At 65.5% G+C, this 15,374-nt stretch carries 12 protein-coding genes; 7 read left to right on the top strand and 5 right to left on the bottom strand.

Going from position 1 to position 15,374, the window contains the following annotated elements:
* Positions 1-4 precede the first annotated feature (4 nt).
* From hutI to hutU, 4 genes are read right to left on the bottom strand one after another with little or no spacing between them, the layout of a single operon-like run.
* Positions 5-1,237 (bottom strand): imidazolonepropionase, encoded by a 1,233-nt coding sequence (hutI, locus tag NG898_RS01040; RefSeq protein ID WP_252690726.1) that lies wholly within the window; start codon positions 1,235-1,237, stop codon positions 5-7.
* Positions 1,230-2,207 (bottom strand): formimidoylglutamase, encoded by a 978-nt coding sequence (gene hutG, locus NG898_RS01035; RefSeq protein ID WP_252690725.1) that lies wholly within the window; start codon positions 2,205-2,207, stop codon positions 1,230-1,232. The genes hutI and hutG overlap by 8 nt, the downstream gene beginning before the upstream one ends.
* Positions 2,208-2,209: 2 nt before the next feature.
* Complete coding sequence (gene hutH / locus NG898_RS01030; RefSeq protein WP_252690724.1) at positions 2,210-3,766, bottom strand: histidine ammonia-lyase; 1,557 nt, start codon at positions 3,764-3,766, stop codon at positions 2,210-2,212.
* Between the two features lie 25 nt (positions 3,767-3,791).
* Positions 3,792-5,510, bottom strand: coding sequence for a urocanate hydratase (gene hutU, locus NG898_RS01025; RefSeq protein WP_252690723.1), 1,719 nt, complete (start codon positions 5,508-5,510; stop codon positions 3,792-3,794).
* 154 nt (positions 5,511-5,664) lie between these two features.
* Here hutU and hutC point away from each other — a divergent pair, with 154 nt between their 5' ends.
* Positions 5,665-6,378, top strand: a complete 714-nt coding sequence (gene hutC / locus NG898_RS01020) for a histidine utilization repressor (protein ID WP_252690722.1) — start codon at positions 5,665-5,667, stop codon at positions 6,376-6,378.
* Between the two features lie 140 nt (positions 6,379-6,518).
* Positions 6,519-6,866: a carboxymuconolactone decarboxylase family protein gene (locus NG898_RS01015; RefSeq protein ID WP_092972502.1), complete on the top strand. Its 348-nt coding sequence runs from the start codon at positions 6,519-6,521 to the stop codon at positions 6,864-6,866.
* 41 nt (positions 6,867-6,907) lie between these two features.
* Here the strand turns inward: NG898_RS01015 and hrcA are convergent, their stop codons facing one another.
* The gene (gene hrcA, locus NG898_RS01010) at positions 6,908-7,966 is read right to left on the bottom strand and encodes a heat-inducible transcriptional repressor HrcA (protein ID WP_092972501.1); all 1,059 of its coding nucleotides are present in this window, start codon (positions 7,964-7,966) and stop codon (positions 6,908-6,910) included.
* 111 nt (positions 7,967-8,077) lie between these two features.
* On the opposite strand from hrcA, the gene NG898_RS01005 reads away from it, so the two are divergent.
* The 5 genes from NG898_RS01005 to NG898_RS00985 all read left to right on the top strand — a co-directional run bounded on the left by NG898_RS01005 (position 8,078) and on the right by NG898_RS00985 (position 15,355).
* Positions 8,078-9,022, top strand: coding sequence for an NAD kinase (locus NG898_RS01005; protein WP_252690721.1), 945 nt, complete (start codon positions 8,078-8,080; stop codon positions 9,020-9,022).
* A gap of 10 nt (positions 9,023-9,032) precedes the next feature.
* On the top strand, positions 9,033-10,739 hold the full coding sequence (gene recN, locus NG898_RS01000) for a DNA repair protein RecN (protein ID WP_252690720.1): 1,707 nt from the start codon (positions 9,033-9,035) through the stop codon (positions 10,737-10,739).
* 93 nt (positions 10,740-10,832) lie between these two features.
* Positions 10,833-11,297, top strand: coding sequence for a hypothetical protein (locus tag NG898_RS00995; RefSeq protein WP_252690719.1), 465 nt, complete (start codon positions 10,833-10,835; stop codon positions 11,295-11,297).
* Between the two features lie 259 nt (positions 11,298-11,556).
* Positions 11,557-13,203: a S8 family peptidase gene (locus NG898_RS00990; protein WP_252690718.1), complete on the top strand. Its 1,647-nt coding sequence runs from the start codon at positions 11,557-11,559 to the stop codon at positions 13,201-13,203.
* A 211-nt stretch (positions 13,204-13,414) separates the two neighbouring features.
* On the top strand, positions 13,415-15,355 hold the full coding sequence (locus NG898_RS00985; RefSeq protein WP_252690717.1) for a S8 family serine peptidase: 1,941 nt from the start codon (positions 13,415-13,417) through the stop codon (positions 15,353-15,355).
* Positions 15,356-15,374 lie beyond the last annotated feature (19 nt).

Raw genomic sequence — 15,374 nt, 5'->3', positions numbered from 1 at the left:
GCTTCTATACCGCCACCCCATCCTTGACCACGCCCACACACGGGTTGAGCCCCATCGCATACGCCAGATCGGCGGGCCGGTCGATGCGCCACAGGGCGAAATCGGCCGCACAGCCCGGGGCCAGCACGCCACACGTGCCGGACAGGCCCAGGGCTGCGGCAGCATGACGCGTGGCGCCGGTCAGCGCTTCCAGCGGCGTCAGGCGGAACAGCGTGCAGGCCATGTTCATCGCCAGCAGCAGCGACGACAGCGGCGATGTGCCAGGGTTGCAGTCGGTGGACACGGCCATAGGCACACCGGCGGCGCGCAGCGCGGCCATCGGCGGCAGGCGCGTCTCGCGCAGGCAGTAGAACGCACCGGGCAGCAGCACGGCCACCGTGCCGGCTTGCGCCATGGCGGCAACACCTGCATCGGTCAGACATTCGAGGTGATCCGCAGAAAGGCCACCGTAGCGTGCGACCAATGCCGCGCCACCCTGATCGGAGAGCTGCTCGGCGTGCAACTTTACCGGCAGGCCCAGGCGCTGCGCGGCATCGAACATACGCGCCGTCTGTGCGGGCGTAAAACCGATGGTTTCGCAGAAGGCGTCGACGGCATCGACGAGACCTTCTGCAGCGAGCGCGGGCAGCACATCGGCGCAAAGGTGATCGATGTAGTCATCCGCGCGGCCGGCGAATTCAGGCGGCACGGCATGCGCACCGAGGAACGTTGTCCGCACGCGCACCGGCAACGCCTGGCCGAAGCGGCGCGCAACCCGCAGCATACGACGCTCGGTTTCCAGGTTCAGGCCGTAGCCCGACTTTATTTCGACGGTGGTGACACCTTCGGCGCGCAGTGCATTCAGGCGTGGCAGACTGGCTTCGGCCAACGCGTCTTCGCTGGCCGCACGCGTGGCGCGCACGGTGGAGAGGATGCCCCCGCCCGCCCGCGCGATCTCTTCGTACGGCACGCCGTTCAGGCGCGCTTCGAATTCATTGCTGCGGTTGCCGGCGTAGACGAGGTGCGTGTGGCAATCGATCAGGCCGGGCGTGAGCCACGCGCCGCCGCCATCGTGCTCGCTTGTCGCGCGGGCATTGGCAGGCAGATCGACGCGGTAGCCAAGCCACGCAATGCGCCCGTCCTTGACAGCGATGGCGCCGTCGCGAATCTCGCCGTAGCCGTCGGCATCAGCGGCGAGCGTGGCGAGGTGGACGTTGGTCCAGAGCGCGTCCCAGTGCGGGTTGGCCGGATCAGTCATGTGCGGCTCCCTGCAGGCCAATGCCGTCTGCAACGCGCGCCACGAGACGGGCAGCAACACGTGCCGTGTGGTTGTCGATGTCGAGCGACGGGTTCAGTTCCGCCACATCCGCCAGCCGCAGCTTGCCCGAGCTGACCACGCGATCGACGATGGGCTCGATCACGTCCATCCCCACGCCGCGTGCGGACGGCGCGCTTACGCCCGGGGCCACCGCGGCCGGCAGCACGTCCAGACACATCGTCAAATAAACGTGATCGACCTGGCTCAGGAACACCTCCACCACCTTCAGCACGTGGGCGAGTTGCATGACGTCCATCTCGTCGTCGTGCATCCAGCGCACGCCGAGCTGGCGCGCACGCGCGAACAGTGCTTCGGTATTGGCGTAGGTGCTCACGCCCAGGCAGGCGTAGTGGAACGGCCAGCCGCGCCGCGCGCAGTCTTCGGCGATCTGGCGGAATGGCGTGCCCGAGCTGCCGCGCTCGCCGGCGCGCAAATCGAAATGCGCGTCAAGGTTGAGAATGCCGATGCGCGGGGGCTGGTCGGATTTCGCCGCCAGATGCCGCGCCAAGCCACCGAACGAAGCCCATGCGATCTCGTGCCCGCCGCCGAGCGCGATCGGAAATGCGCCGCGGTCGAGCAGATCAAGCAGCACACCGGACAATTCGCTCTGCGCGTCTTCCAGCGCATCGCCCTGGCAAGTCACGTCACCCGCGTCGACGACCACACGGCCGGCACGCGCGGGCAAGTTCGCGAGCATCTTGCGGATGGCGGCGGGGCCCGCCTGTGCACCGGTTCGCCCGTGATTGCGTGCGACACCCGCATCGCAGGCAAAGCCCGCCAGGGCGACGGTGTTGGCCAGCGGCGTCGATGCATCGATACGGCGCACGGTCTGGTGCCAACGCAAGCCCAGCGGGCCTTCTTCCGCATCGACGCGGCCTTGCCAGACGTTCGGTTCGGCTTGGGCGAGCATGGTCAGACGAGTGCGAGTTCGCCGACGTGCGCGCGGCACGAATCGCCCAGATCACCGTCGAGCACGAGGCGGCGGGCGCCTTCGATGTCCGGGGCGAACAGGCGATCTTCACCGTAGTACGCCACGCGCGCGCGGATGCAGCCATGCGCTTTCTGCAGCGTGTCGGACGTCGCCAGCGGCTTGTGGAAGTCAATGCCTTGCGCTGCCGCCAGCGCTTCGATACCGACGATGGTGGCAGTGTTCTCTGCCATGTCCTGCAGACGGCGGCCGGCAAAGGTCGCCATGCTGACGTGGTCTTCCTGGTTGGCGGAAGTCGGCAGGCTGTCAACGCTGGCCGGGTGGGCAAACGTCTTGTTTTCCGAAGCCAGCGCAGCCGCAGTGACGTGCGCGATCATGAAGCCCGAGTTCAGGCCCGGTTGCTCGACCAGGAACGGCGGCAGGCCAGACAGCGTGGAATCGATCAGCAGCGCGATGCGGCGCTCCGACAGCGCACCAATCTCGGCAATCGCCAGCGCGAGCATGTCGGCGGCAAACGCCACCGGCTCGGCGTGGAAGTTACCGCCCGAGATGACTTCACCGGCGTCAGCGTAAACCAACGGGTTGTCGGTCACCGCGTTGGCTTCGGTGAGCAGCGTGGCGCCGGCCTGACGGATCAGGTCGAAACACGCGCCCATGACTTGCGGCTGGCAGCGCAGGCTATACGGATCTTGCACGCGCTTATCGCCCACGAGGTGCGACTGGCGGATGGCACTGCCGGCCAGCAGGTTGCGGTACACCGCGGCCGTGGCAATCTGCCCGGCTTGGCCACGCACCGCGTGCACGCGCGGATCGAACGGCGCATCGCTGCCCTTGGCGGCATCCACCGACAACGCACCCGACACGGTGGCAGCTTGCAGCAGACGCTCGGCCAGGAACAGGCCGTTGAGCGCCAGCGCGGTCGACACCTGCGTGCCGTTGATGAGTGCCAAGCCCTCCTTGGCGGCCAGCGCAATCGGCTCGATCCCGGCCGCAGCCAGTGCCTCACGTGCCGGCGTGCGCACGCCATTCACGCGCACGTCGCCCTCGCCCAGCAGCGCCAGCGTCATGTGCGCCAGGGGTGCCAGATCGCCAGACGCGCCCACCGAACCCTTGGACGGAATGCACGGCACGATGCCGGCGTTCAGCAGTGCCAGCAGCGTGTCGATCACGACACGGCGCACGCCCGAATAGCCGCGCGCCAGGCTCGCTGCCTTCATCAGCAGGACCAGTCGCGCCACGTTGTCGCTCAGGTCTTCACCGGTGCCGACGGCGTGCGACAGGATCAGGTTGCGTTGCAGGCGCTCCAGTTCGTGCGTGGGGATCTGCGTCTTGGCCAGCAGGCCGAAACCGGTGTTGATGCCGTAGGCCGGGTCGCCCTTGGCAACGATGGCCTGCACGGTAGCCGCAGACGCTTCGATGGCGGCCGCGCAATCGCCCGACAGCGCTACAGGCGTGGGCGCGAGCCAGATGCGGCGCAGGTCGGCAAAGGACATTTCGCCCGGCTGCAGCGTGACGATGGGGGGCGTGGTCATGGTGTTCATAGCAATGCGAGAGGATGTCTTTAACTTAGCCGATCATCGGCAGGTTCAAACCGTTGCGCTTGGCGCAGGCGATGGCGGTTTCGTAACCGGCATCGGCATGGCGCATGACGCCCGAGCCGGAATCGTTGACGAGCACACGGCCCAGGCGCTTTGCCGCAGCGTCGGTACCGTCGGCCACGATGACAACGCCCGAGTGCTGCGAATAGCCCATGCCGACACCGCCGCCGTGGTGCAGCGACACCCACGTCGCGCCGCCGGCCGTGTTGAGTAGCGCGTTGAGCAGTGGCCAGTCCGACACGGCGTCGGTGCCGTCGCGCATGGCTTCGGTTTCGCGGTTGGGGCTCGCCACGGAGCCGGTGTCGAGGTGATCGCGGCCTATCACAATCGGCGCCTTCAACTCGCCATTCTTGACCATCTCGTTGAAAGCCAGACCGGCCAGGTGACGCTCGCCCAGGCCCAGCCAGCAGATGCGTGCGGGCAACCCTTGGAAGGCGATGCGGTCACGCGCCATGTCGAGCCAGCGATGCACGTGCGTGTTGTGCGGGAAGAGTTCCTTGATCTTCGCGTCGGTCTTGTAGATGTCTTCCGGATCGCCCGATAGTGCCACCCAGCGGAACGGGCCCTTGCCCTCGCAGAACAGCGGACGGATGTAGGCCGGCACGAAGCCTGGGAAGTCGAAGGCGCTTTTCACGCCCTGGTCGAACGCGACCTGGCGGATGTTGTTGCCGTAGTCGACGGTCGGAATGCCCATGGCCTGGAAATCGAGCATGGCCTGCACGTGCACGGCGCAGGACTTCGCGGCCTCGTCGGTCAGGCGGGCGTGCTGCGACGGATCGCGTTGCGCAGCACGCCATTGCTCGACCGTCCAGCCAACCGGCAGGTAGCCGTTGACCAGATCATGTGCCGAGGTCTGGTCGGTCACCAGATCCGGCTTCAGGCCGCCGGCGCGGGCACGCTTGACCAGCTCCGGCAGGATTTCCGCCGCATTGCCGAGCAGCCCAATGGACACAGCCTCGCCGCGCTCGCAATGGTGGCGAATCAGGTTGAATGCGTCGTCGATGTCCTTGGCCTGCTTGTCGAGGTAGCGCGTACGCAGACGGAAATCGATGCTCGATTGCTGGCACTCGATGTTCAGCGACACCGCGCCGGCCAGCGTGGCCGCCAGCGGCTGCGCGCCACCCATGCCGCCCAGGCCCGCCGTGAGAATCCAGCGGCCAGCCAGCTTGCCGTCGTAATGTTGACGACCGGCCTCGGCAAACGTCTCGTACGTGCCTTGCACGATGCCCTGGCTGCCGATGTAGATCCAGCTGCCGGCAGTCATCTGGCCGTACATGAACAGGCCCTTGCGATCCAGCTCGTTGAAGTGTTCCCAGTTCGCCCACTTCGGCACGAGGTTGGAGTTGGCGATCAAGACGCGCGGCGCATCCGGATGGGTCTTGAACACACCCACCGGTTTGCCCGATTGCACGAGCAGCGATTCGTCGTCGTTCAGCTCGCGCAGCGTTTCCAGGATCTTGTCGAAGCAGGCCCAGTCGCGTGCGGCACGACCAATGCCGCCGTAGACAACGAGGTGCTTGGGGTTCTCGGCCACGTCCGGGTCGAGATTGTTCTGGAGCATGCGATACGCCGCTTCGGTCAGCCAGCTCTTGCAGTGCAGCTCGGTGCCACGCGGGGCGCGGATTTCACGTGAGGCGTCGTAGCGGGGGTCGTTGGTCAGGTGGGCAGCGTTGGTCGGGGCGTTCATGTGAGGTCTCCTGCGAACTCCTTTGTCATGGAGCGCATCTTATGTTGTATATACAACTTAGGCAAGAAAACTTTACAAGCTAAGAGCAAACCCTGATGATGGCCGCCATCCGCACATCACATCGGCCGCCCAAACCGCACCGCAAGCCACGTCCATGCCACATGACCCGTCCGCCAGCACCCCGGCCTTCCAGCGCATCAAGGAAGACATCCTCATGCGCATCCGCAGCGGCGAGTGGCAAGAAGGCGAAATGATTCCGGGGGAGACCACGCTCGCGCAGACCTTTGGCGTGTCGCGCATGACGGTCAACCGGGCGCTGCGCGAGCTGACCGCCGAGCAGATCCTCACGCGCGTGCAGGGGTTGGGAACGTTCGTCGCGCAGCAGAAATACCAGGCGACGCTGGTGGCCATCCGCAACATCGCCGAGGAAATTGCAGCGCGCGGTCATCAGCATCGCGCCGAACTGCACAAGTTGGAGCGCGCCCGCGCCAACGAAGCAATGGCGGCTTCGTTTGGCGTGCCGGCAGGCCGCGTGCTGTTTCATTCACTGATCGTGCACTTCGAAAACGACCTGCCGATCCAGGTGGAAGACCGTTGGGTGAACGCGGCGTTGGCGCCCGAATACATGGAGCAGGATTTCACGCAGACCACGCCAAACGCCTACCTGATGCGTGCCGCCCCGTTGCAGGGTGTGGATTACGGCATCGAGGCGCGCCTGCCCACCCGCGAGATTGCGGAGATGCTGCACATGGACGTGCGTGAGCCCTGCCTGATGCTGCGGCGGAAGACGCTGTCGCAGGGCCAGGTCGCCTCGGTGGCGACGATGTGGCACCCAGGCGGGCGGTATCAGTTCACGGGCAGTTTCTGAGCGCCTCGTTGCGCTACATCATGACCTTGTCCCTAGGTGCGGACGAGAATGCTCGAAAGGGAAAGGATGCGCGGCAGGTTGCTCCAATACGCCCTGCCCGCTACTCCCACACTCCACACCCGGCCCAGGAGAGCACTGTCATGAGCGGCATGCCCGAATTCAAAAGCGTGGTCAAAGATGTGTCTGCGCACATGCGCAACTTGCGCGAATCGCAGCCAGAGCTGATGGCTGCGTTCAGCCAACTGGCGGCGGCCGGCACAAAAGACGGTGCACTGAGCAAGAAGACGCGAGAACTGGTGGCGCTGGGAATCGCCATCGCCAGCCGCTGCGACGACTGCATCGGCTTCCATGTCCAAGCGCTGGTCAAACTCGGCACAACCCGCGCTGAACTGGAAGAGGTACTGGGAACAGCCGTCTATATGGGAGGTGGCCCTTCGATGATGTACGCCACGCATGCGCTGGCGGCGTTTGAGCAATTCTCGGCCTGAGACATTGGCGGGCCGCTTCGCCCGCCGCAGGCCGCCCTGCCTCAATACTGGCTGAGCGTGCTGGACAGCAGCTTGGCCGTGATATCCACAATGGGGATCACGCGCTCATACGCCATGCGCATCGGCCCAATCACGCCCAGCGTGCCGACGATCTTGCCGTCCACCTCGTAGGGCGCGGTGATGACGGCCATGTCTTCGTGCGGCACAAGGCTGCTTTCGCCGCCGATGAATATCTGCACGCCCTCGGCACGGCTCGATACGTCCAGCAGTTGCAGCAGGCCAGTCTTCTGCTCGAACACGGCAAAGAGCCGGCGCAGCTTGTCCATGGACGAAGACAGGTCCTCTACATCCAGCAACTTGCGCTCGCCCGAGATGACGACCGGTTCTTCCTCCGACGCCGCGCTGCTGCCCGCCTCCACGGCCGCCTGCATCAGAGCGGTCATATCGGCCTGCAGCGCAGACAGCTCGCCGCGCAGGCTTTCGCGCACCGCATCGAACGTCTGGCCGCCGTAATGCGCGTTGATGTAGTTGGCCGCTTCCACCAATTGCGACGGGGTGTAAGGCGTATCGGTATGGATGATGCGGTTCTGGACGTCGCCTTCGGGCGTGACGACGATCAGCAGGATGCGGGACTCCGACAACCTCAGGAATTCGATCTGCCGGAACGTATGTGTGCGACGCGGCGTCATCACGATGCCGGCAAACTGCGAGAGGTTGGACAAGGTCTGCGCCGCCGCCGCAATCACCCGCTGCGACGATTCCGACCCATGCGACGCCAGTTGCGTGCGTACCTGCTCTGCAATCGCACCCACCATCTGCTGCGCCATGCGGTCCTGCGTGCTTAGCACATCCAACGGGCTGGCCGTCAACATCGTATCGACAAAGAGGCGGTAGCCGCGCGGCGTCGGCACGCGTCCGGCCGAGGTGTGCGGGCTGGCGATGAAGCCCATCTCCTCGAGGTCGGACATCACATTGCGGATGGTGGCCGGCGAAAGATCGAGCCCTGAATACTTCGACAAGGTGCGCGAGCCCACGGGCTGGCCCTCGGCGATATACCGTTCGATCAGGGTCTTGAGGAGGATGGTGGCGCGCTTGTCCATGATTCCTCAATTTTACGCAAAATCGGGGCCAATCTACGGGTGATGTCGGCGTTTCTCCACTAAACACGCGCTGACGTGGCGACGGTCATATCGATATGGTGTAATGCGCGCATGTCGATTCCCCCGTCTGCCGTGGCCCCGCAAGCTCCCGCCGCCTCGTCTTCGCCTGTTTCGCCTTTCAAGACCGTTGCGCTGGTCGGCCGGTATTCGGCCGCCAACATTGCCGGCCCCCTCATGGAACTGGCGTCGTGCATTGCCGCGCGCGGGCATGACATCGTGTTCGAGCGCGAAACGGCGCTCAACATCGGCGTCCAGGATTACCCTGCCCTGCCGCCCGAAGAGATGGCGCGCCACGCCGATGTGGCCGTCGTGCTCGGCGGTGACGGCACGCTGCTCGGCATCGGGCGCCACCTGGCCGGTGCCAGCGTCCCCGTGATCGGCGTCAACCACGGGCGTCTCGGCTTCATGACCGACATCCCGTTCGACGACGTGCACACCGTGCTGCCCGACATGTTGTCCGGCCGCTACGAGGCCGAAACCCGCACGCTGCTGCAGGCCCAGGTCGTGCGCGACGACGAAATCATCTTCTCCGCCCTCGCCTTCAACGACGTGGTGGTCAACCGCTCGGGCACCTCGGGCATGGTGGAACTGGCCGTGTCGGTCGACGGCTTCTTCATGTACAACCAGCGTTCGGACGGCTTGATCGTTTCCACCCCCACGGGCTCGACGGCGTATGCGCTGTCCGCAGGCGGGCCGATCCTGCATCCGGCGCTCTCGGGTCTGGTGCTGGTGCCCATCGCCCCGCACTCGCTGTCGAACCGCCCGATCGTCATTCCGCAAGACGCGGAGGTGGTCATTCAGGTCACCAGCGGGCGCGATGCCAGCGTCAACTTCGACATGCAGTCGCTCACGTCCTTGCTACCCGGTGACCGCATCGTGGTGCGCCGCTCGGAACGCACGGTGCGGCTGCTGCACCCGATCGGGTACAACTACTACGCCACGCTGCGCAAAAAGCTGCACTGGCACGAGTACCCGACCGAAGACAACCGGCTCTAACACCTCTTCCATGCTGCGCAGCCTCACCATCCGCGATTTCGTCATCGTTCACGCGCTGGATCTCGATCTGGCCGACGGTTTTACCGTGTTCACGGGCGAGACGGGCGCGGGCAAATCCATTCTGATCGATGCACTCGCACTCACGCTGGGCGAGCGCGCCGATGCGGCCGTCGTGCGCGAAGGTGCGCCGCGCGCTGACATCACCGCCGAGTTCGACGTGCACCCGCATGTGGCCGCATGGCTCGAGGCGCATGAACTGCACGACGACGAGGGCGTGATTCTGCTACGCCGCACCGTCGATGCAGCAGGCCGCAGCAAAGCCTTCATCAACGGGGCCGCCGTTACGCTGGCGCAGCTGCGCGAAGTGGGCGAGCAACTGGTCGACATCCACGGCCAGCACGCGCATCAACTGCTGCTCAAGACGGATGCGCAGCGCAGCCTGCTCGACGCTCACGCCGGCCTGGAAGGTGCCGTGCGCGTGGTCGGCGAACGCTACCGGGAATGGCACGCCGTGGTGCGCGCACGTGAAGCTGCCGAGCAGCAGTCGCGCGAAGTCCAGCTCGAGCGCGAGCGCATCGAATGGCAGGTCAACGAATTGCAAAAGCTTGGCCCCCAGCCGGGCGAGTGGGAAGAGGTGCAGACCGAGCACCACCGCCTGTCGCATGCGGCCAGCCTGATCGAAGGCACGCGCGCGGCGCTGGATGGTTTGTCCGAGTCGGAAGGTGCGGTGCTCACGCAACTGGGCACAACGCTCCATACGCTGCGTGAACTGGCCGAGATCGACCCGGCGCTGGCCGATGTGCTGGCCGCGCTGGAGCCGGCCGAGGTGCAGATCCAGGAAGCCGTGCACACGCTTGCCCGCTATGCCGATCGCGCGGAGCTGGACCCGGACCGCCTGGCCGAAGTCGATGCACGCATGCAAGCGTTGCACACCATGGCGCGCAAATACCGCGTCGCGCCCGAAACGCTGCCGGCTGAACTGGCGGAACGCCAGGCGCAACTCGCTGCGCTTCAAGCTGCATCCGATCTTGAGGCGCTGCAGGCGCAAGAAGCCCAAACCCACGCCGCGTATATGACGGTCGCGCAGTCGCTGTCGCGCGACCGCGCAAAGGCCGCGCGCGAGCTGGCCGACGCGGTGACCGGCGCTATGCAAGGTCTTTCAATGGCCGGTGGCCGCTTCGACATCGCGCTGCATGCGTTGGAGCACGGCGGCGCGGCGGGGCTGGAGCAGATCGAATTCCTCGTCGCCGGGCATGCGGGCGTTTCGCCGCGGCCATTGGCGAAAGTCGCCTCAGGCGGCGAGCTGGCGCGGATCAGCCTGGCCATCTCAGTGATTGCCAGCGAGGCGAGCCCGACGCCCACGCTCATCTTCGACGAAGTGGACTCCGGCATTGGCGGTGCAGTGGCAGAAGTCGTGGGCCGGCGCCTGCGCGAACTCGGCATGCGCCGCCAGGTGCTGTGCGTCACGCACCTGCCGCAAGTGGCCGCGCTCGCCAATCACCATATTCAGGTCGCCAAGCAGACGGTGGCAGGCAGCACGCGATCCGACCTCGTGGTGCTGGACGCCACGGGCCGGGTGGATGAGATTGCCCGCATGCTGGGCGGCGCGTCGCTCACCGACACCACGCGCCGTCACGCAGACGAGATGCTTGCCGCGGGCCGTGCCCAATCGGTACCGGAATCCTCAGCGCGGAAATCCCGCCGCGCGGCACAGTGATCATCTATACCGGAACCATTGCTGCCAGGGTTGGCACGACGGTTCCGGCTGCAGACGCGACAAACATCCTCTACCGAATCCAAGGAGAACTTCATGGCCCGCATGGCCCGCACGATCCAACCGGCTGCCCGCCCTCGATCCCTGCTGTCGACCGTCAAGCCCGCGCTGGCGGTGGCTCTAGGCCTGTGCCTGCTGGCCGCGTGCAAGTCCGTGCCGGCCATTGACCCGGGCAAGCCGCCTGCCATGGATCCGGCCTCGGTCAACACCCAGCCTCCGGCTTCCGTGTCGGCTGCACACAGTCTGGGCGACATCATCATCGGCCTGAGCACGCCGACCACCTCGTCCGCCACCGTGCAAGGCGTGTTGGATGCTGCGGGCGCACGCGCAACGCCACGGCTTGCGTTTGCGGTGGTACGTCCGATGTCGGGTGGATTCTGGGTGGTGCGCGCCAGCTCGGGCGACGCATCGGCCACGCTGGATGGCGCGGTGGCAGCGTTGCGCGGCACGCCCGGCATCGCCTCGGCCGACCCGGATCGCATCATGAAGATCCAACGCTGAACTGCGCGGCGCCACTCCACACTGTGAATGATCGGGCGCTGCTGGGCGCCCCACTCCCATCTCATTTCCCCTGGCAAGCCTGCATTCTGCTGGGGCCGGCGCGCAGACCGGCCTTTGCCCCCTCGCAAACGTGATCGGCCACCGCCATCACACCAAGCGGGCGAGTCGCATGCTACCTTTGGTTTTGTGTAACGGTCTGTCAACGATCACATCCTGACGACGTTTCTCATTACAACGAGACACCACGGAGCACGCGCTGATGACCCCCTCCCTCTTCCGGTTGAAGTCTTGGCTGTGCGCTGGCGCCGGCCTTGTCTGCCTTGCCTCGGTGATGGGCAGCCAAGTCGCCGCAGCTGCCACACCGCAGCCGCAATACACCGGTGACCTGATCATCAAATGGCGCGACGACACGAGCGGCACGCGCAAGACGCTCTCTGCCAACGAGGCGAGCAACCGCTTGCTTTCGGTAGCGCAAGCGGCGGGGAGCACGCTGCAGGTCAAGCGCACGCTGGCTACCAATGCGCAGCTCATGCACACGGGCCTGACCGATGCCGCCAGCATCCAGGCGACCGTCGACAAGATCGCGAAGGACGCCCGCGTGGCCTATGTGGTGCCTGATCGCATCCTGCGGCCCAACACCATTCCGAACGATCCGCTGTTTGCCACGCAGAACAACCTGGCCGCACCGGCGCTGGTGCCCGGCGGCATTAACGCGGCCGCGGCGTGGAGCATCACGCAGGGCTCGACGGGCATCGTGGTGGCGGTGGTCGATACCGGCTACACCGATCATCCCGATCTGTCAGCCAAGATCCTGCCGGGCTACAACTTCATTTCGGACCCGGCGCGGGCCGGTAACACCTTCGGTCGCGGCACGGACGCGCATGATCTGGGCGATGGCGTAACCAGCACGCAGTGGCAGAACATTTCGGGCTGCACCAGCAACGACGTCGCCAACAGCAGCTGGCACGGCACCGAGGTCAGCAGCGTGCTCGCCGCCCAGACAAACAACACGCTGGATATCGCAGGGGTCGGCTGGAACACGCCGATTGTGCCGGTGCGCGTGTCCGGCAAATGCGGCGCGTTGCTGTCTGACACGGTAGACGGCATGTTGTGGGCAGGCGGCATCAACGTGTCAGGCGTGCCGACCAACGCCAACCCGGCCCGCGTGGTGAACGTGAGCCTGGGCAGCACAACGCAGTGCTCTGCGGCAGAACAGGACGCCGTCAACCAGTTGGCCGCACGTGGCGCCATCGTAGTGGCCGCCGCCGGCAACGAAGCCGCACAGACCGTTGACGCGCCGGCCAATTGCACGGGCGCCATCGCCGTCACCGCGCACGTCGACAGCGGCGAGAACGCCAGCTACGCAAACGTGGGGCCCCAGGTGGCGTTGTCCGCGCCAGGGGGCGGCTGCGGCAACTCGAAGGTCGTCACGACGACCAACCCGGCCACTTGTGCAGAGCCCGTTTCCGTTATCCAGGCGGACTCCAACGACGGTGCACAGACTGTCGGCAACCCCACGGTCAAGTCGGTGGCAGGTACGAGCTTCTCGACACCGGAAACAGCCGCCACCGTCGCGCTCATGCTGAGCGTGCAACCACAGTTGTCGAACGCGCAGATATTGGCCGGCCTGAAGCAGACCGCGCGGCCACATCCGAGCGGCACGTTCTGCGCAGTGAACACCGGCATCTGCGGAGCGGGCCTGCTGGATACCGCAGGTGCCGTCAGTTATGCCCAGAACACGGCGCCTGCCGGCACGGGTGGCGGCACGACGGGATCGGGTGGATCGACCGGCGGTACTACCGGCAGCGGTGGTGGCGGAGGCGGCGGGGCCATTCCGGTGGTTGGCGCAGCGCTGTTGTTGGCGGCTGGTATCGCTGGCGGTCGCCGTCGCCTGAAGGCGCATTAAGCGCCCGTAGCCAAAAAGGCGCCACTGCTTTTCGCGTGCACCGCTGCGCGGTACGCGGCTCTTGGCTGGTTACGCCACTTGACCGTACCGCGCGTGTGATTTCAGCCAGATGTAAAAATTACTAAACAACGCAGTTAGCCTGTTTAAGGTGGGAAACGCGCCATTCTTGTGATAATTGCGCCTCCGTTTTCTACAACAACAGGTCCATTACATGAAATTGATTGCCCAGGGGGGTATTGTCCGCGCGCTCGCCGCGCTCGGGCTGGTCTCGTATCACGCTGTCCCGGCGTTCGCCGTAGGTCAACCGGCAAACGTTGGCGCCCAAACACAATGGGTGTCACAGTTGATCGTCAAGGAAAAGAGTGGCGGAAGCAGCACACCCCAGCTGCAATCCGCGGAGACGGCAATGCGGACGGACGTTGCGACAGTGCAACGCTGGTCGGCCGCAGCGCAGTTGCCGGTGACGTACAAACGCGCCATGTCGGGCGGCGCTCATGTGGTGACACTGCCTAGCACCATGACGCTGGATGACGCCCAAGCCGTGGCGCAGCGCATGGCCGCGACCGGCCAGTTCGAATACGTTACGCCTGACCGCATCCTGCGCCCGGCCTTCACGCCATCTGCTGCGTGGTTCAGTTCCCAATGGAACCTGATGGCCAAGAACGCAGCGATCACCACCATCCCAAATTCCAGTGGCCCGCTGCAGCCCGCCAGTGGAACCGCTGTGGGCGGAGCCAACCTGACGACTGCGTGGGACACAACCACGGGATCGAACACGGTCAATGTCGCAATCGTCGACACAGGTATCCTCAGTCATACCGACCTCACGGGCGCCAGGATAAACCTGGGTTCTAACTTCATCACCAACACGTTTAGAAACAACTCGGGCGACAGCATCGGGACAGACCCCGGTGACGTCACCACGGCTACGGACATCACCAATAATCCGACGGTTTGCAACGGTGCGACGCCCTCCAATAGTTCCTGGCACGGCACCTTTGTGACGGGCCTGATCGCTGCCCAACACAGCGGGACTCGCGTCGCAGGCATTGCACCAGGCGTCGGTGTCCAAATGGCACGCGCACTCGGCCGTTGCGGCGGCGCGGAGTCGGACATCATTGATGCCGTTACGTGGGCAAGTGGTGGCATCGTGGGCCGCATCTCCCCTAGCATCAACCCGACCCCCGCGAAGGTCATCAACATGAGCCTGGGCGGCACCGGTAGCTGTGACGTGCCCATGCAAGCCGCCATCACGAACGCGCGCAACCGCGGTGCGGTGATCGTGGTCGCTACCGGCAACGAGAGCGCTTCGGCGATCGATTCACCGGCCAACTGCGCGGGGACCATCGCCGTCACGGCCCACACGCTTGAGGGCGACAAGGCGACCTACGCCAACGTAGGGACGGGTACCACGCTGAGCGCTCCCGGCGGCGGCAATGGTTCCGTGGTCACCGGTTTGGGGGCTCTGATCGTGTCGCTCTCGAACAGTGGCACCACCAGCGCCGGTTCCGACAACTACTCGGGCGAAGCCGGCACCTCGATGGCCACGCCGCACGTGGCAGGCGTTGCGGCGCTGATGCTGTCGGTCAACAGCTCGCTGACGCCTGATCAGATTGCCACCGTCCTCAAGCAGTCGGCTCGACCGTTCCCGGCGGGCACATACTGCGCAACGCATACGGGCGTCTGCGGCGCCGGTATGCTGGATGCGGGTGCCGCCGTTGCGCTGGCGAAGGGCAATCCGACTGTGCACGCATCGACGTCGGCAAGCACCGTGGTCGCAAACAACGCGGTCACGCTCACAGCAACCGGCAATGCGGGCCTCGTCAATACCATTACGAGCGTGCAGTGGGCGCAGACTTCTGGACCGTCCGTCAGCCTCACGACTGCCGGCCCCGATAGCAACGGCAATTACACCGCCACATTCACGCCGTCGACCGCAGGCACCTACGCCTTCAACGTAACGTTGACGAGCAACACCGGCGCGACCGCCACCGATACTGCCAACGTGACAGTCACTGCTGCTGCAGCAAGCACCGGCACCACCACGCCTGCGACGACGTCCAGCGGCGGTGGCGGCGGCGCTATCGGCCTGGGCGGCGCAGCATTGCTGCTGGCCGCCGGTTTGGCCGGCCGCCGTCGTCGTGTGAAGTAAGCCTATCGGTACTTTCGGC

It is taken from the genome of Ralstonia mojiangensis (assembly GCF_023955645.1).
GTDB lineage: Bacteria > Pseudomonadota > Gammaproteobacteria > Burkholderiales > Burkholderiaceae > Ralstonia > Ralstonia mojiangensis.
This window is presented reverse-complemented; position numbering and strand designations above follow the sequence as displayed.